Origin of the sequence: Rhodococcus sp. KBS0724 (assembly GCF_005938745.2) — a bacterium.
Lineage (GTDB): Bacteria > Actinomycetota > Actinomycetes > Mycobacteriales > Mycobacteriaceae > Rhodococcus_F.
The window spans coordinates 3,292,010-3,309,514 of sequence record NZ_VCBX02000001.1 but is presented as its reverse complement, the minus strand read 5'-3'; the positions used below and the strand labels follow the sequence as shown (position 1 = coordinate 3,309,514).

Below are 17,505 nucleotides of genomic sequence, written 5' to 3'. Positions count from 1 at the left end.
CGCGATGATAGATACGACACCACTGCTATGGCTCCCCTGATCCTGATCCGGGTGGAATCCATTGCCACAGAACGCCACCCAGACTCAGAGGCCGCTGCGGTGACCCAAGGGATTTCACCATGCAGCAGCAGTGAGACGCTGCGCATGTGCGACGACGCCGTCAGGTCCGTGCGCAAGTATCTCCTGAACCGGCGTACGTCCCTTGAATTCGCTACTGGATTTATTCATCCAGGCCGACAGGCTTACCGGTCCACCAGGAAATGCGGCTTGCAGTGCATCGAGGCGTGGAATGATGCCGGAAGCGCCATCAGGAATGAATTGCCATGCGGGCAAACGCCATTCACGTCCGCGCTTGAGGCCGATCAGTTTGCCCTCGTCAATCTTCGCCGTGATTGCCTGCTCACGAACACCCAGTAAGTGTGCCGCCTGTTTGCAGGTGAGTCCGGTGTCGATGAGAGCCTGCCTCACAGCAAATTGATCGGACAAGTCCCCCACCACAGCTTCAAGTGCTTCAGCTTGGGTTGGCGCCGGACCCCAGGATGCTTCGTCCAGATCGTCACCAGCAGATACTGCGGATGAAACCCGAGAAATGTCATCGGAGTCCGCCTCAGCGAATGATTCAGTCAACTCGTCAGCCCCGTTCGAGGAAGTAGGAACGGGAGTCAAGGTGACTTTGTGGTCTGCAATCAACCGCTGCATAACCAAGTCGGCTTGTTCAGCCGATACGTCGGCGGCAGCACGAACCGCAATGGCATCAGTCTCGGTGAGATCTGCGACGAGATGCAGGCGTGCTCGCCGCGCTTGTGACGTGGAGTCGCCGGTGCTGTGCTTCCGTGTAGCAACCATCAGATTCCCTTGCACAAGCTATGAAAGTAAACCGTGTTTTGATTGTACGCCTCGGCATCCGTTAAATGCAGGGCAGTTCGGTTCCCGACGACTAGCTTGAGCTCATGGACACCGCCTCAGCGCTGATGGGCTCGCCACGTGGTCGATTCTTCTGCGCAAATATCGGCTATGCCTGCAGCAGGCACGAGCAAGCGTCGGGGTACAGCCGACCCCGGACGGTTGGCGACGTGATCGATGCACTCGCGAACGTAGACATTGAAGCAATTGCCGCCTTGTCCGAAATGGACATTCTCGACGGACTCGCCTATGCCGTGGATTGTGCACGGTACTGGCAGCCACCGGACGACGACGACATCATGTTCGTTCGGCCCGAAGTTGTTGAGCTCCTCCTCCCCATCGCTCGCGCAGTCTTGGCGTCACCGCATACCCAGTGGTGGGCCGAGCCCGTCGACCTCGTTAATCAGCGAATCGTTCAGAAATACGACCGTACCGATGATCCCGAGGTGACTCCCCTGCACATCCGCCAGTTCGAGGACGGGTTGGAGCAGTGGCGAGCGCACACACTGGACTATGAAGCGACGTTTGTCGAGTATCTGAAAGCAGATCCTGACAGGCAGATCGGCGGTGAATGGTGGTCGATCCCAGCCGCGAACGGGGTATACGACACATCTCGTGCCAGGGATGTCCTCGGAGCTATCGAGTTGATGCTCGTTGAAGACAACCCAGGATCAAGTATCGCCCACGTGTGGCCGGTGAGCGTCCACGGAACACCTCGGGTGTACAAGATCACCAGCCCCGCGGACTGGGCTTACCTCGTCGACACCTATCCCCTCGCCGTGCCGGCGTCGCGCCGCCACGTCTGGCACGAGACCACGGGCGAGTACCGCGACTGGTTCATTCCGGATTGGAGCAAGGTAGTCATCGACTACGACGCAGTTCACCTGAGCATGATTGGGTATCTCACTACGCCTGGGGTCACGATTCCGTTGCCCCGCAACTCAGGTGCCACTGTGCTTGCCGGCTGGAATCCCGATACGACATTCTGGCTGAACAATTGCTTCATCACGGTCGACGACAACATGACCGAGTGGCAGCAGGATGCTGAGAGTCTCTGGGCGCCTGTCTAATCGCCTGGTGCCTGCGAACCTCGGGTGGCCTCGACCGCGGCACTCATTTTCGTCAGAAACTCACCGATCGTCTCTAGTTGCGGCAGCGAAAAGGATTCCAAGACGTCTGTGGCCTGGCCGATCAGTGGGCCGAAAAATGACGATCCCAGCTTCTTGGCGCGGCCGGTAACACTGATGATCACACGTCGACGGTCGCTCCCATCGCGTTCTCGAACCACCAGGCCTCGTTGTTCCATACGGTCGATCAAGGCTGTTACCGATGCGGAGTTCAAGCCCAGCTGTCGACCCAGCCACCCGGGCGTTGCTGGTTGTTCCGCACGTTCAGCGTCAAGAAGGCTGATCAGCGCGCGTACATCTGTGGAATGGAGTTGATGCTCCGCTGCGAACTCGGCACCGAACAAATCCAGCTGAACGATCAACGCCCGCAGAAGATGCACCGTCTCGTGGCCGCTGCTAGTCGGCGCCCCATTCGTATCGGTCACTTCCACTCCTTCGCTCGACGCAATTAGTTCCATTGTCTATTATCTCGACTATCGAGATAAATGAGGATGGAGTTCTCAATGCCCACATCATCGATCGATCAATTCGCGGCAACCGATATCGGTGCTGCCTTCTACGCTGCCTACGACTCGGTACTGTCGGCATGGCCAGTCGACACCACGTCCGTCCTGCTTGAATCCGATTACGGCACAACTCATGTCAATGTATGTGGCCCTGAATCCGGCCCTCCGGTCGTTCTTCTGCCGGGAGGTGGTGCAACGTCAACGGTGTGGTTTGGCAATGTGTCTGCACTCAGCGCCCGGAACAGGGTTTACGCCGTAGATTTGATGGGGGACGCAGGACGCAGTACCGCTCGCGGCAAACCGATGAAGTGCGTCGACGACCTACTTGACTGGCTGAAGAGTGTCATGGACGGACTGGACCTCGACTCCCCCAGCATTATCGGTCACTCGTACGGAGCCATGATCGCGTTAGCCTACGCACTACGCAACCCTGACAGATTGAGCCGGCTCATATTGATCGACCCCAATTCCTGCTTCGCCGGAATGCGAATGCAATACCTGATGCATGCGCTGCCAATTCTCCTGCGCCCGAACGAAAAACGGGAACGGAAATTTATCGAATGGGAAACCGACGACGCACTCCTGGACGAGGATTGGATGTCCCTCCTCGCGCTTGGTGCAGCACACTTTCCAAAATCGAAGACGATCGTGCCGAAGCGGCCCGACAGGAAGGCACTTGCAGAACTTTCCGTCGGCACCACGGTGGTTCTGGCTGGGCGAAGCAAAGTTCACGACAGTGGCCGGGTTGCGAAGTCGATCGGTGCATCACTCCCCCATGCCAAGACTTTGATTCTCGTTTCGGCGACACACCACAGCCTGCCGATGGTGCCGGCAGAAGACCTGAACGACGCGCTTTGCTCTGCTCTGCGGTCCTAATCAGTTGGCGAACCGCAAAGGCGAATTCGCTACCGCGGTACCGGCCTGGTTCAGTCAACCGCATGATCGTCGGCGGCCAGTAGGTCGCGGGTAATTTCGAGCTGCCCGAGATGCTGGGATAGCTCGCGCACGATATGCAGCAGCATCCACGTGGCGCTGGCGGTTCGAACGGTGTCACTGCGGGTGGTGCCGGTGAAAGTTCGGTCACGCACGCCTTCAGCCAGGGCGATGGCAGCCTGCTGGGGAAAGTGTTCGCGGACACGGTCGAGTTCGGCGCACAGGTGCTTCGGGTCTCCGTGCGAGCGAAACTCGCTTTCACGGTCGCGAGGGATGCGCAGACCGGCGATCAGTGAGCCTCCCCAATAGTCGACCATGCCGACGCAGTGGGTCCCTATTGCGTATGGACTGTTAGCGCCTGGCAAGCGAGGGGTACGGTTGGCCTGCTCGCTGGTCATATCGGCGAGGATCGCCTGTATCGCGACCAAGGACTCGTCCGCGATGGATACGACGGCTTGGTACGTATCGTTGCCAGTGTGGTTTGTCATGGTTGGCAGAGTAAGAGACCAGCCGTCAGAATTCGCGTCGACAACCCCCTATGCAGCGACATTGACATCACGATCGATCCCCCATCCGCTGACGTCCGCCGCCGCCGACTCCCCTCTTCTGTGCGATTTGTGGGACTTTTTTGAGGTGGTGGTGAGGATAGTTGTCTTCCTGAGGTGTCGTGGTGCTTACGTGACTGTGCCGATATATTCGGAAAAATACGTGGTTCTGTCAGCGGCAGATATTGAACACTTCGAGTACAAGAGTGGCGGCAGGACGTCGATTTTTTAGTGAACAATCCCGTCCGAACAGCCAACTTCGACCGAAAACCGCACTATCACATGGGTTTTCTCTGATGTAGGCCGACTTTCACCCCCCCTGGGCGCTGCACGACACTACCTCAATCACTCCCCTGGGCTTGCCGGCGGCCGGTTCACGTGGTCCTCCCCTTCCCCGTGGACCGGCCCGATTGCCCGTCAGTTGGTCGGCATCTCCCACGGCGTGTCAGGAAGGACGTGTCCGGTCTCGAGCAGCGACTTGAGGTTGGAGAGAACTGCCGGCCAACCCCGGGAAATGCTGTTGCGCGCGTCATCGTCGGCAAGGTTTTCGTGCACTACGGTGAGCCGAACAATCGAGCCGTACGGCTCGATTGTGTAGGTGACCCGCGAGGCGGCGTCCTCGTTGGGATTATCAGGAGACGCCCAGGATGTAACCAGTCGATTCGGCGCTTCACTTTCGATCACCGAGCCCACAACGTCAGCGATACCGGAGCCATCGGCGCGACGGTGTTCCCACTGGGATCCGACATTCCAGTCCGAGACGTTCTGATGGCCCCAATACGCCGCTGTGATGTCAGCGTCGGTGAGCGCTCGCCACACAGCTTCCGGCGTGCTCTCGATGTAGGTGACGTACTTGTAGGTGGGCTTGACGGTCATTGCTACCTCCGCATGTCGTTTGATTGCACTCAGCGCCTGAAGTCGCGAGTGTTCGAAAGTGTCAATCCACCGTTCGCGAATCTCCTCGAGCGGAACGGGATTGAGATAATGACGCTTCTCTCGACCATGGCGTACGTGGCTCACCAGATTTGCCGCCTCGAGCACGGCCAGGTGTTGGGTCGCCGACTGGCGGGTCATGGTCACACGCTCGCATAACTCCCCCAGCGTCTGACCATTGTCTTCGCGGAGGCAGTCGAGAAGGAACCTGCGCGTTGGATCCGCCAGTGCTTTGAAAACCAGATCGGTAGATGACGCCATGGACACATAATATGCAGTCATTTACCTGCATGTCCATCGTCCCATAACAGACCGACAAGTTCGAACTCCCGCAAACCTGTCGGTCTGCATCGCTACCATCGTGCAATCCCCGAGTTCGCGAGGCGGGTCGAGACAAACCCGAGGAGTTGCGTGAACGAGATCGAGACGGCAGCTGACCTCACTGCGTTCGAGGCGCCGGCAGAGTGGTTTCCAATGAAATACCCACGCCGAGACGGCTTTCCGCCGTCAGTTCGTGAACTGGATCCGCACCCTCAATCGGCCGTCGACGAGCGTCTGCGCGTGCAAGGTACGTGGGTGACGTGGGAACTTGAACAGGCGCCTGACGTCAACGAGTACGTTCTGGCTGCACGTCGTCAGCGACAAGGGGACGTTTCGCCACTCGGCGCGGCTGCGCTGTTCACGCTTCTGACCAGACGCTGGTACGGCCCCGACTCCGAAACCACGCAGTTCGCGGACCTCTGGGTTTCCGAGCTGGGCCTTGCCGGCGCTGTCGAAGCGATGCTGGAGTCGTCCGATCTGCGGTATCAGCACAGAGAACGAGCCCGCCCAGGCCCGAGCGCCGGCTGGACGGCAACTGCCGACGTCTACGTCATGTACTACGACGATGGGTCTCCTGACGAAGCAAAAGAGCCCGAAGGATATGCCAGTCCAGGTGAAATAATCCGTGACGAACGACTGGAAACGCAGTTCTTCGACGGGCCACGCGCGCATGTCTCCACCAGACTGCGCGAGCTGCTGGTGATCGCAGATGCAGCCGAATACGAGGCAGCCCGATCAGCGGCACAACGACTACGCACCAACGCGGTCCGAGCCATGACAGCCACCTTCCTGTTCCCCACGGAACGTGACTGGGCTGACGACGTGGTCCTCGGCGAGACAGCGCCGACGTGGCACTGGCGGATGCAGGCACTGGCGTCCGTCTCGTCTCCGAAGCACTTGGATGCGATTCTCACAGCGCAGGCCTCGCCGCATTGGGTGTCCGATTCCGATCTGCTCGCGGCAATAGTCGACGGAATCGGCGTAGAAGTGGCGGGAGCGTTGGCCAATGCCTTCGATTCCCCTGGCGGCTATGGCGTCGACGAACAGTCCGCGGTTCGCTCGAAGATCCTGGATGTGCTTGTCGGCATTCCGACCGACAACGCATTCCGCGCGATACTCGAGCGCGTCGACGTCAAGGGTGTCCGTCCGGTCTTGCTCGACGCGATGGCCCGTTATCCGCGGCGTGCATTTCGTCTTCTCGCGCAGAAGAACTGGTCGTTGTTCGATCGCCACGCGCGGGCGTATCCGGACGTGGCGATCGAGATAGCACCCGAATTGTCGCCCAGTGCGATCGCTCGACTCGGATCACTCGGAGCAGAAATTCCGCTGGCCGACGATCTGCCGCCGCTGATGGTGACTCCTCCATGGGTCGGCGTCAAGAAACGCCCTGCACCGGTAGTGATCACGGGGGTGGTAGCACCGACGATATCGAAGGTCGTTTGGCTCCCGGGCGAACTCGAGGAGCTGAAGGCGCGCCCGCACGACTATTCGTACACGACGTGGGATCTCCAAAAACAGTACGTCAAAGATCCCTCTCCTCACATCGTCAACGAGTGGCAGGCGATGACGATTTTCCTGTTGGCGCCGGACGAGACAGCGCGGCCCCTGCTGACCGAGTGGCGAGGCACCGAACTGGATGATCCGCAGCGGGTGGTGCAGCGATTCGAACTCGAGGCCCTCCCCTTGATGTTGCAGCTGTCGCGGGCGCACCCCGGCGCGGCGGCACCGTACCTTTTGCCCTTCGTGGATATCGCAGTGGCGCGATTGCAGGCCACTGCCCTGGCAACTCGGAAAACCTTGCGTATAGCCGCGTCGGAGTGGCTGATTCGTAATGCCGACGATGCAATCGCGTTGTTGGCCCCGGATGCCGTGGGATCGCCTGGTCAGCTCCGGGATCATGCGGTTGTGGCACTGCGCGCTGTGGGTCGTCGATGCGGAAATGATCACGTGTGCTCGATCGCGGAGCAGTACGGCTCTGACGTTGTGGCGGTATTGCGAGCGATGCTGGAGCAGGATCCACTGGAGATACTTCCAGCGAAGATTCCCCGTGTCGGCGTGTGGGCAGATTTGGACTCACTTCCCCCTGTCCTGACTGCTGATCGGTCGGCGCGACTGCCAAGTTCGGCAATCGGTCATCTGTTGACGATGTGTGCGATCAGCAAGCCGGATCATCCGTACCCCGGGTTGGCTGTGGCTACCACGGTCTGTGACAGGTCGTCGTTGGCAGCTGCGGCGTGGGAGTTGTTCGAGCGGTGGTGGGGCGAAGGGGCGCCGTCGAAGGACAACTGGATAGTCCTGGCTCAGGGATTCCTCGGCGACGATTCGACAGTCGCTGCACTGGTTCCGTTGATCCGGCGCTGGCCCGGCGAAAGTGGCACCGCGCGCGCACAATCCGGGCTCGACGCGCTGGCAGCAATCGGTTCAAGTCGATCGCTTACAGAATTGCACGACATGTCTCGGCGAATGAAGTTCAAATCACTGAAAAACGGTGCGGCTCAGCGCGTCACCGAGGTTGCTGAAAGTTTGGGGCTTGATCAGGATCAACTCGGGGATCGAATTGTCCCGGATCTGGAGCTGCCTGTGCTCGACTACGGTGGCCGCACTTTCACCATCGAATTCACAGAGACGTTGGTGCCGTACGTGATCGATGAGAAGGGCAAGAAGGCCAAAAGTTTGCCGAAGCCAATCGCAGGCGATGATCCTGCGATGGCCGAGGCCGCCCGCACGCAGTTCACTGCCTTCAAACGCGAGGTCAAGGCGGTGGCTACCGAGCAGATCAAGCGGCTCAATCGGGCCATGGTGACCGGGCGCCGTTGGAGCGCCGACGAATTCTCGCAGTATCTGCTGGGGCATCCGCTGATGGTTCACCTGGTCCGACGGTTGTTGTGGGCGTCGTGGGGCGAGGACGGCTCGCCGGCAGTGGTGTTACGGGTCGCCGTGGGCAATACGTGTGCCGATGTCGACGATCGCACAATCGCGCGGCCCGAGGAAATGATCGGCCTGGTACACCCCGCGCATATCCCGGAATCGATCAGTGCTTGGTCCGAGGTCTTTGCCGATCACGAGATTCTGCAGCCGTTCCCGCAGCTGGGGCGGCCGGTACACGATCCGAAACCCGAGGATGTGAACGGGAGCGGCCTGGACCGGTTCACCGGGGTGACCGCAACGCCGAGTCAGGCTCTGCGGCTGACATATCGAGGCTGGGAGCCCGTCTGGGAGAACCCGGCATCGTGGGGTCAGGGACTGCTGTACCGGCTCGGTGACTCGATGTCAGTGCTGCTGGGTCTCGAACCCGGAATGGGAACGGGAAGCCCATACGACGGCTACCCCGATCAGACGCTGGTCTCGGTCGAGGTTCGTGGTGGCACGCTGGCCGATGTCGATCGCGCGACGGTGTCGGAATTGCTCGCGGACCTCGAGGACTTTGCGTCGTGACTTCGAATGGGCTCGAACCTGTCGTCTAGGTGCGCTGCGCGTCGCCGAGTGCAGTCCGCGCGCGGCGGATGAAATACGTCAGCCTGGCGCGCGCCAACGCGATTCCACGCAACTGCCGGCCTGCTCTGATCGAGAGCCGATCACGATCGAGGAACAACGGAATCATGACCAGATCCCGGTACAGCGAATGTACGCGCGGATGCTCCGCCAACCACAGCGTCCATCGCCACCACAAGCGTGCCGACAACGTAGCGCCGACAACGCTTGTCCCGAAGACTGATTCCACGGCCGCCAACTGGACGTTCACAGCACGCCGAACGTCACGCTGCATCGGGCGGCTCGCCAATACGGAGCCAAGCGACCGCTCGTAGGCGAGCAGATATCCCACGTCGAACACGCTGTTCAGTGCAAGATCAGCACGTAGTAATGCACGGTCGGCAAGGCGGGCATGGGCGATCACGTGCAGCGCCACGTCATCAAGTGCAAGTTTGTCTCCTGCCGTCGGCACAATATTCTCCACTGCTTGTTCCCGTGTGAGCGCGTGTCGCGCAAAGCGAGGCAGAAGGTGCGAGTGGATTTCGACGGAACCATGTCGATCGTCTCGAAGCAGTGCCGGTTCTTGATGGTCGTCGTGATCGACGGAATCCGTGGACACCTCGTCGGACCGCACCATGCGGTACCCGAAGTCGATGATCGCGTCGTTGGCGGGGACGGCGTGGGATTGGTCCACGACCAAGAGATCTATGTCGGTCATTCGGCGTGCCGCGGGATTGGGCCAGATGTTGCGTTCGAGCAGCGCCGCACCTTTGAGTGCAACAGTGGGAAACCCCTTATCGCGCAGCATCTCCTGAAGTTCGTCCCGCTGGGATTCCAAATCGGCGATCCGTACTGCATTCCGATGGTGAACGAGGCTCAGTGTCAATTGTGGACTGGAAGCGACGGCAGTCGATGTTGCCAGCATCGTTGCAAAACTCGGCGGCAGGATCGAGGCGAACCCAGCGTCGACGGCTGCAGCAGCGAGTAGTGGTAGCACCTTGTGGCGGGCGGCAACGTCGATGAGGCGTGGCCAGTCGTCATCACTACACGAACGGATGAGCTCAGCTCCATCCGTAGGGTCGAGCATCGCGATCAGATACTGCGTGTCACGCATGACGCCACCAAATCCTCGATTGCGGCGATCCCGGAATCCAGGTGCTGCCGAGTGAGGCTGAAGCAAGCCGTAGTCGACAGCAGTGCAGCGATGTTGCGAAGCGTCAGCCGGTGATCGTCTGACCACAATGCTGACTGTTCGGCCAACGATTGCAAGGCTAGAGCGGTGGGCATTGGCGCAACGCGCGTCGTGTCACTCCACCCCGCGAGGATCACCAGTACATCGATCCCCCGCACCCCAGCCACAATGTCAGGTGGCGTGGGCAAAGTTGTCGGGTCAAGTGTCCAGACTGGGGGTTCATACGGCAGGTGCAGAAGCTCGCGACTGCTGATCTCCGGCAATACATCGAACGTGCCCGCTTTGACGTGGATGCGACGCGGTAGACCGACAGCGTCTTCGCCTCGGATGAAGATGCCCTCGTCCGCGTGAAGCTGCGCACCCCGCAGGGCCAGCGCCAGAGCCAACGTGGTCTTACCTGCCCCCGAATGCCCGGCAATCGCCACCCGTACACCACCACAATCCACCAAAGCAGCGTGCAAGCGTGTCCACTCCTCGATGCGGGCCGCGGTCATCACATCGCGGTGCACAGTGCGATAAATACTTTCGGCGGTATGCAGACCGTCGAGCTCGACCAAGGTTTCGGTCGCGCCGTCCAGCGTGGAACGGATCGCCACATCCCAGCGCCCGGATACAGATTCACTGGGCACGATGTGCGCGTGCACCTCGTGGCTGGCGGCCCATGGGCCGGCGATCTTGTGTTCGACAACACCGACTTCCGGGACCGCTGCTCCTGTGACACGTGCGTCGACCCATAGGTACTGCGAACTTATGTACTCCGCACCGCGCACCGTCACGAACGACTCACACCAACAACCGCGACGCGTTCAGTTGTCCGTAGGTTTCATTAACCACGGATTGCGCTTCAGCAGTGGGGATTTCCAGGACTTCGGCGACACCATCGACAATGTCGGCGACGGTCCGTCCGTCGCACAATTCCCAGACCAAGGTCGCAATCGGATTGAGGTGGTGCGCTATCTCGCTGGAGCTGTCGTACAGCACAACTCCGTCAGCGAGATCGTTGCTTTCCACGCTCTGCGCGCGCCGCGGTCGGGTATCTACGAGCAATTCAGTCATGGGAGCTCCCGTGGATGTGTCGTGGAATCAGAGAGTGAAGCGTCGTGAATATTCGGATTCGAGTGCGCCTGACCGAAGTAAGGTCCGGTTGGTGGCGATACCTGGCGACAACGACAGGCAGGTCAGCATGCCAGATGCGCTGGCATCCACCACAAACTCCCCGAGGGAGCGATACTCACCAGCCCACTGCGCAAACTCAGCAGAATGAGATTCAGGATCGGGAATGGCGGCAAGAATCGTCTCGAATGCACGGGAGTTCACCAGGACCGCGTGCACTCCACGGTTTTCCGCGCTGACGCGAATCAATGACGAATCCCCGAAAAGGCTGCCGTCGCGCGATTTCGGATCATGACCGAAATGCACCACGTCCCACTCGAGATTATAGAGTTCAGCCCGTGCCGCATCGAGGATCGACGACGACACATCGAGCAGATCGAGATTGTCGGCAGCGACGAGAACTGAACCCCATTCCTTCTCTGCTGCCCGTGCGATGGCGCGACGCCAGGAGACCGCAAATCCGATGGCCGGGTTCGTACGGTCCTCGCTTGCCGAAACTCTCTCTACACCATCAATGTTCGCGAGTCGGTTGAACTTTTTCCATGAATGGGACCACCGTTCCCGGTCCGTATCAAGATTTACGAGCGCAACTCCCATGGTCGCCGCAGGCCCACCTTCATAGATCGCCCGCGTGCGTGCCACACCCTGTATGAGCGCAATATCGCACGCCCCCTCAGCGACGAGCCAGGCCGACAAGGAAAACTCACTCTCACCCGAACCGGTGGCGAACGCAGATAGTCGGTCACGCAAACGCTCGTAGGCACTACTGCGCACGATCACTGCCGCACCAGAGAACCCGGCTTCGGGCCCGTGGACAACTGCACAGTCGACATCCCCGGGGAGATCAACCATGACGTTTCGGAGTTTGTACGGCAGCGCACCGTCGATGACGTGCTCTTCGGAAAGGAACACCACGGACTCCCAGCCCAACAGAATGGCCTTGTCGATTCCCGCGACAAACGCACTCGCCAATCGCCACGGATCCTCGGTGTCCTCCGCTGGCACGACTCGGTGCACTGCCAAATCCACCGATTCAGCCTCGGCCAGACACGACCGCCACGGCGCAACACGGCGATCGTCACTCAGGACAAGCACTCCGCCGAAGATCAGCTCAGGCTTCTGCACGCTTCGTTCAGCGCGCTCGCGAATGCTCGGATACGAGTTGCCCAAGTGTTTCGAGAACTGGCGGTGCACCGACTCGACATCCCAGCCGATCTCTTGCCACCCGAGTAGATAGTTGTGAATCCGATCGTCCCAATTGATCCGGTACGGCACACCGGCCGGACGTTCGAACCGGTGGAGCCAACCGAAAGTCGGAAGGCACACCACTTTTCCGCCGTTGATCCGGAACTTCTCGTGGATGTAGCCCTCTTCACCACCAAAACCGGTGAAGTGCGAATTCAATCCAGGCCAGGCCTCACGTCGACACGCAAACGACCCCAACCCCTGCATGGTGATCTCGAACGGAACTTCCGGGTTCGCCTTCGCCCGCGGATCAACGCCCCAGGATCCGAACATCCCTCGTCGCCAGACCGGCTCCATGTGAGTGGCGGCGATGTGTGAGGAGTCCTGCGACAGCATCGGGCCTTGGATCAGATCATCAGTTTCCGGATGCGCGTCGAAATATGCCAGCAACGACGCCAACGACCCGGGCGCCAAGATCACATGGGAATCGAGCACCAACACGTACTTCCCAGTTGCCTTGCGGAACAGCACATCTCGAACTGCCGTCGAGCGTACCTCTGTGAACGGTATATAGCGGAACCGCTCCACGTACTTCGCGAAGGACTCGAGCATCGGCGCCGGCAGACCCTCGGGAAAATTGTCCAACAACACGAACTCGACCCGGTCGAGGACTTCACGATGGTGAGTCAATATCGAGTGGATCGTGAAATACGCGCCATCGAAATCGTCGTACGTCGCAATGGCAATCGTCAGATCCACCGATTGGCCGTGCGGTGGTGTCTCCTTCACCGACACGGTTCCCGTGCTCTGAAGTTTCTTCAGAGCACGGTGCAGGGCGGCATCGAACTCACTCATCGTGTGCCCGCTCATCGTGTGCGTAGCCCCTCGTTATCGACAAGGCTCAGGTCGGCTCAGTTGGATTTGTGGGTTCTGTCGGGAACGTGGGTTCTGTCGGATCCGTGGGCTGTGTCGGCTCGGTTGGTTCTGTCGGGTTAGTGGGCCCCGCCGGGATGGTGGGTTCCGTCGGTTCGGTCGGATTCGTGGGTTGCGTCGGATCAGTTGGATTCGAGGGATTCGAGGGATCAGTCGGGTTCACAGGGTCCGTGGGAGTCGCAGGATCAGTGGGAGTCGTTGTTGTCGTGGTTCCACCCGGTTCCGCAGGATTCCCCGAGGTCCCGGCGTTTCCCTGGCCCTGCCCGCGACTCGGCAAACCCGACAAGTTCGGAGTGTCACCTGACGCAAAGGCCGGTGCGGCACCACCCAAGCTGATGGACGTCACCACCGGAACCGTGACTGCAGATGCTGCAAGCACGGTTTTCACAAATTTCCGTCGATCTACCGGAACAGTCTGAAAAGCATCGCCATCCACGGGCGTCCTCCCGAATCCACTCATTCACGCTCAATCGACCTGTCTGCGACAAAGCTAGCATTCTTTCAGCGAACAAACCGACCCGAAACGCTGATTCTGGTTGATTTCAGCAACCATTCAAAATCTTCCTGCGGGTTTTCGCACAAGAACTAATCCAGCACGCAGATCATCGGGCGCAGATCTTTTCATCCGCAGCGGACAAACATTACGCTGCCACCTAGCTGCACGTTTAACGATCGCAGCCGATATCAACACACATGTCCAGACCTTGGAATGCTCGCGCCACAGCCGGGGCCAACCGCCCGCACTGCCAATATCTTCCACACGGCACATCCATAGCAACTTTCCCTGGTACATCTTGTCGATAACTGAAAAGTTGATGCGATAACTGGCCCTGGCAATCCACGTTTCCAGTCAGATCTGTGGACGACACCGCTCAATCTCAGTCGACTCCGACGCGCCGCGGCGGGGTTATGCCGACAGATCCACGTCGCATCAGTACCGTGATGTGATCGAGCCAACTTTTTGGCAATAAAAGAGAGGGTCAACACATGGACTTGGCAGCAATTGGCGTGGGCGTCGGGTACGCGTCTGTCGCGTTGTCGATCTTGGTTTTCGTAGGCGGCTGTATCGCCCTGTTCATCCTGTCGATTCGGCAGTAAATCGGCGCTCGCGCGCGCCGCGCGATCATCCAGGTGTGCCTACTTGTCCGATGCGGCAGGTAGGGCTCCGGGGACTCTTCACTGGATCGATTCCGGAAGAGTCGGACATCTTGCGAACTCGCAGAGAACCTCAGCGTAGGTGGGACTACCGTAGAACCGTCGTCTACAACTCGAGGAGCACGGAATGAGCATCCAGTCGGTTGAATCGCACCGCCACCGCGTCGTGGTGATCGGTTCCGGCTTCGGTGGATTGTTCGGCACTCAGGCTCTCAAAAAGGCCGATGCCGAAATTACGATGATTGCGCGTACCACCCATCATCTTTTCCAACCCCTTCTCTACCAGGTGGCCACGGGAATTCTGTCCGTCGGCGATATCGCGCCGGCAACCCGATTGGTCCTCCGCAAACAGAAAAATGCGCAGGTACTGCTCGGTGAAGTCGAGACGATCGACTTGGAGAAGAAAACCGTGACGTCACGGCTGTTGGAACGGGTCACCGTGACGCCGTTCGACAGTTTGATCGTCGCAGCAGGTGCCGGACAGTCGTACTTCGGAAACGATCACTTTGCCGAATTCGCGCCAGGCATGAAAACAATCGATGACGCGCTCGAGCTTCGCGGTCGTATTCTCGGTGCGTTCGAGCAGGCTGAACTGTCTGACGATCCCGCTGAGCGCGCACGCCTGTTGACGTTTGTTGTCGTCGGCGCAGGTCCGACGGGTGTTGAGCTTGCAGGTCAGATCGCGGAGTTGTCGCGCCGGACCCTCGATGGCGCATTCCGGAAAATCGATCCACGTGAGGCTCGGGTTGTTCTGCTGGACGGTGCGCCTGCGGTGCTTCCGGTCTACGGCGGCAAGCTGAGCCGCAAGGCTGCAGAAACGCTCGAGGGTCTTGGTGTCGAGATTCAGTTGGACGCCATGGTTACCGATGTCGACAACGACGGACTGATCATCAAGGAGAAGGACGGCACACTGCGCCGTATCGAGTCGCAGTGCAAAGTGTGGTCGGCCGGTGTCCAGGCGAGTCCGCTCGGCAAGCAACTGGCGGAGCAGAGCGGCGGCGAGACGGATCGCGCGGGGCGTGTCATGGTCAACCCGGACTTGTCACTGCCGGGCCATCCCAATGTGTTTGTTGTCGGCGACATGATGTCGTTGGACAAGCTGCCGGGCTTGGCGCAGGTTGCAATGCAGGGTGGCAAGTACGCAGCCAAGCAGATCAAGGCCGATATCGACGGCCAGACCCCCACGACTCGGGTTCCCTTCAAGTACTTCGACAAGGGAAGCATGGCCACCATTTCGCGTTTCAGCGCGGTGGCCAAGGTAGGCAAGCTCGAGATCAGCGGTTTCATCGGCTGGGTGGCGTGGTTGGCCATCCACCTTCTGTATCTGGTCGGCTTCCGCTCGCGTGTGTCCACGATCCTGTCGTGGACGGTGACGTTCTTCGGTCGTGGCCGCGCTCAGATGGCATCGACGGAGCAGCAGGTGTTCGCTCGAAATGCCATGGGAGAGTTGGAGAAACACAACAAATCCAAGGCAGCGGTCGAGAGTGGAAAAGGCAAGCCTGAACAGGCTGCCGGCTAAACCTTTCGATTGACGCGCACACGGCGGTGGAATGTGATTCCACCGCCGTTGTGTCGTGCGCAGGTCGGGCGGCGTCAGTTGCCGATCGCTGAGACGTCCGTGATGTTCGCAAGGCGCACCTGCCCCTTGGAAACCAGTCGGCCTTGCTCATCGGTGATCCGCACCTCCCACAGCTGGGATGTACGACCGCGATGAATCGGGGTGGCCTCAGCGGTCAGTGTCCCTTCGCGGGTAGCGCGCAGAAAATCGGTGTTGTTGTTGACGCCGACAACGTGTCCGCGCTCCCCCAGCCACACCGAGCCGCCGATGCTGGCCAATGATTCCACTACGGAGCAGTACACGCCGCCGTGCTGAATGCCTGCCGGTTGGTGCAGCGTCGGCGTGACCGTCCACTGAGCGCGAACTCGATCCGGTGTCACATCCGTGTATTCCAAACCGATGGTGGCGTCGAATCCGGTTCCGAGCAAGTTCTTGATATCTGCGATGTCAGCTGTGTCGGACATGCGTTCTCCATCTGTGTTTCCCGTGGCGCCGGTGCGGCTGCCGCTGACTACTTGCCTACACCAGCATTAACTCGAGCATCGATTCAGGTCCAGAAAGACGAACAGGCGGGTTCCGCATCGTGACGATGCGGAACCCGCCATGGGAAGGACCGGGAGTCTCTGCAGCCCTCAGGACTCCGGCGCGGTCCGGCAGTTTCTTGCACTCAGCGGTTCGTTCTCTCCGCTTCGTGTTCCTCAATCATAGGCAAGGTTTACCTAATTAAGCAAGCGTTTCGGCAAACTGATTCCAACGCGGACGCGCGGCGATCTTCCGACGAGACCGCACCGGAACTCCGACGCCGACAAATGCGTCGAGTAATCCTTGTCCGCGGCGCTGCGCCGCCGTTTCGCCGCCGCCGGCGAGAATCGGGACATACGCGGTTGCTCCCAGGATGGCCTCACCCACCAAGCCCCAGAAACGATAGGGATCAATCGGCGCGCAACGAGACACTGCGGCAAGCACCGCATGCAGGGCGCCCAGGCACCGGTGCGCAGTCCACACGAAAAGCGCAGCTTCGCAGGGCATGTCGACAACGCCGTCCCGGCCGTACTCCGTACCTCCTGGAGCAACGCGCAACGTTTCGTCGACCACGCCCGCCCAGTCGATGCCGCTGTCACTGTCCATGTGTATCCAGAGGTTCTCGAGTCCGGGGTCCCACGCCGAGCCCTCCGCCACAATCGACGCGGTCACGCGGCCGACGACGGCATGGATCAAGGACGTCGCAACCTGAATTGCCGCAGCTTCGGGATTGTCCAGATCCTGGAGCGATCGCACATACAGCTGCTCGACTCGTTCGCTCTGCAGTCCGGTGCTCAGTTTCCACCATCGGCGTTTGCCCTCACCAGCCATCGCAGCAACTGCATACACGCGCGGGTAATCGGGATTGAGCGCCCGTAAGCGTGTGCATGTGCGGCTGAATGCGTCAGTCCGGAAATCCAGGTTACGAATCTGCACATGCTCGGTGGTCAGGGTCATGGTCACCATGCACTCCAATCGGCCGTAGGGGTCTTACACACTCAACATAGGTTAGCCTCACCATAATTCAAGAGTAAAGATCTGTGAGCCTCGGCACGCATATTCGGTCCGGAAACCAACCCGCGCGAGGTTCCCGGGGATAGGGTTCCGT

Annotated in this window: 15 protein-coding genes; 5 read left to right on the top strand and 10 right to left on the bottom strand. The window is 59.9% G+C overall.

The features are described from left to right. Positions 1-114: 114 nt before the first annotated feature. Positions 115-846, bottom strand: a complete 732-nt coding sequence (locus FFI94_RS15210) for a helix-turn-helix domain-containing protein (protein ID WP_138868596.1) — start codon at positions 844-846, stop codon at positions 115-117. Positions 847-950: 104 nt separating this feature from the next. Here FFI94_RS15210 and FFI94_RS15205 point away from each other — a divergent pair, with 104 nt between their 5' ends. Next, positions 951-1,973, top strand: a complete 1,023-nt coding sequence (locus FFI94_RS15205) for a hypothetical protein (RefSeq protein WP_138868595.1) — start codon at positions 951-953, stop codon at positions 1,971-1,973. Here FFI94_RS15205 and FFI94_RS15200 read toward each other — a convergent pair. Then, positions 1,970-2,455, bottom strand: coding sequence for a MarR family winged helix-turn-helix transcriptional regulator (locus tag FFI94_RS15200; protein WP_260684135.1), 486 nt, complete (start codon positions 2,453-2,455; stop codon positions 1,970-1,972). The genes FFI94_RS15205 and FFI94_RS15200 overlap by 4 nt on opposite strands. Before the next feature lie 78 nt (positions 2,456-2,533). On the opposite strand from FFI94_RS15200, the gene FFI94_RS15195 reads away from it, so the two are divergent. Further along, entirely contained in the window at positions 2,534-3,412 is an 879-nt protein-coding gene (locus tag FFI94_RS15195) for an alpha/beta fold hydrolase (protein ID WP_138868593.1), read from the top strand. Positions 3,413-3,462: 50 nt separating this feature from the next. On the opposite strand, the gene FFI94_RS15190 is transcribed toward FFI94_RS15195, so the two are convergent. Together FFI94_RS15190 and FFI94_RS15185 are read right to left on the bottom strand one after the other, a co-directional pair. Continuing rightward, positions 3,463-3,957 (bottom strand): DUF664 domain-containing protein, encoded by a 495-nt coding sequence (locus FFI94_RS15190; protein WP_138868592.1) that lies wholly within the window; start codon positions 3,955-3,957, stop codon positions 3,463-3,465. Positions 3,958-4,431: 474 nt separating this feature from the next. After that, a complete protein-coding gene (locus FFI94_RS15185; RefSeq protein WP_221937792.1) occupies positions 4,432-5,190 on the bottom strand; it encodes a metalloregulator ArsR/SmtB family transcription factor in 759 nt (252 codons plus the stop codon). 168 nt (positions 5,191-5,358) lie between these two features. Here FFI94_RS15185 and FFI94_RS15180 point away from each other — a divergent pair, with 168 nt between their 5' ends. Continuing rightward, positions 5,359-8,703 carry a DUF4132 domain-containing protein gene (locus FFI94_RS15180; protein WP_138868590.1) on the top strand — a complete coding sequence of 1,115 codons (3,345 nt, stop codon included), beginning with the start codon at positions 5,359-5,361 and terminating at the stop codon, positions 8,701-8,703. A 25-nt stretch (positions 8,704-8,728) separates the two neighbouring features. Here the strand turns inward: FFI94_RS15180 and FFI94_RS15175 are convergent, their stop codons facing one another. From FFI94_RS15175 to FFI94_RS15160, 4 genes are read right to left on the bottom strand one after another with little or no spacing between them, the layout of a single operon-like run. Continuing rightward, complete coding sequence (locus FFI94_RS15175) at positions 8,729-9,853, bottom strand: nucleotidyltransferase family protein (protein WP_138868589.1); 1,125 nt, start codon at positions 9,851-9,853, stop codon at positions 8,729-8,731. Further along, on the bottom strand, positions 9,832-10,707 hold the full coding sequence (locus tag FFI94_RS15170; protein WP_260684134.1) for a hypothetical protein: 876 nt from the start codon (positions 10,705-10,707) through the stop codon (positions 9,832-9,834). The genes FFI94_RS15175 and FFI94_RS15170 overlap by 22 nt, the downstream gene beginning before the upstream one ends. A 7-nt stretch (positions 10,708-10,714) precedes the next feature. Next, positions 10,715-10,987 carry a PqqD family protein gene (locus tag FFI94_RS15165; protein ID WP_138868588.1) on the bottom strand — a complete coding sequence of 91 codons (273 nt, stop codon included), beginning with the start codon at positions 10,985-10,987 and terminating at the stop codon, positions 10,715-10,717. 27 nt (positions 10,988-11,014) lie between these two features. Next, positions 11,015-13,084, bottom strand: coding sequence for a glycosyltransferase (locus tag FFI94_RS15160; RefSeq protein WP_138868587.1), 2,070 nt, complete (start codon positions 13,082-13,084; stop codon positions 11,015-11,017). A 266-nt stretch (positions 13,085-13,350) separates the two neighbouring features. Between FFI94_RS15160 and FFI94_RS34035 the strand changes: the two genes are divergently transcribed. Together FFI94_RS34035 and FFI94_RS15150 are read left to right on the top strand one after the other, a co-directional pair. After that, on the top strand, positions 13,351-13,581 hold the full coding sequence (locus FFI94_RS34035) for a hypothetical protein (RefSeq protein WP_221937752.1): 231 nt from the start codon (positions 13,351-13,353) through the stop codon (positions 13,579-13,581). Between the two features lie 863 nt (positions 13,582-14,444). After that, entirely contained in the window at positions 14,445-15,836 is a 1,392-nt protein-coding gene (locus tag FFI94_RS15150) for an NAD(P)/FAD-dependent oxidoreductase (RefSeq protein WP_138868585.1), read from the top strand. 74 nt (positions 15,837-15,910) lie between these two features. Here the strand turns inward: FFI94_RS15150 and FFI94_RS15145 are convergent, their stop codons facing one another. Together FFI94_RS15145 and FFI94_RS15140 are read right to left on the bottom strand one after the other, a co-directional pair. After that, entirely contained in the window at positions 15,911-16,339 is a 429-nt protein-coding gene (locus FFI94_RS15145) for a PaaI family thioesterase (RefSeq protein WP_138868584.1), read from the bottom strand. 259 nt (positions 16,340-16,598) lie between these two features. Beyond that, positions 16,599-17,354: a hypothetical protein gene (locus tag FFI94_RS15140; RefSeq protein WP_397495561.1), complete on the bottom strand. Its 756-nt coding sequence runs from the start codon at positions 17,352-17,354 to the stop codon at positions 16,599-16,601. Positions 17,355-17,505 lie beyond the last annotated feature (151 nt).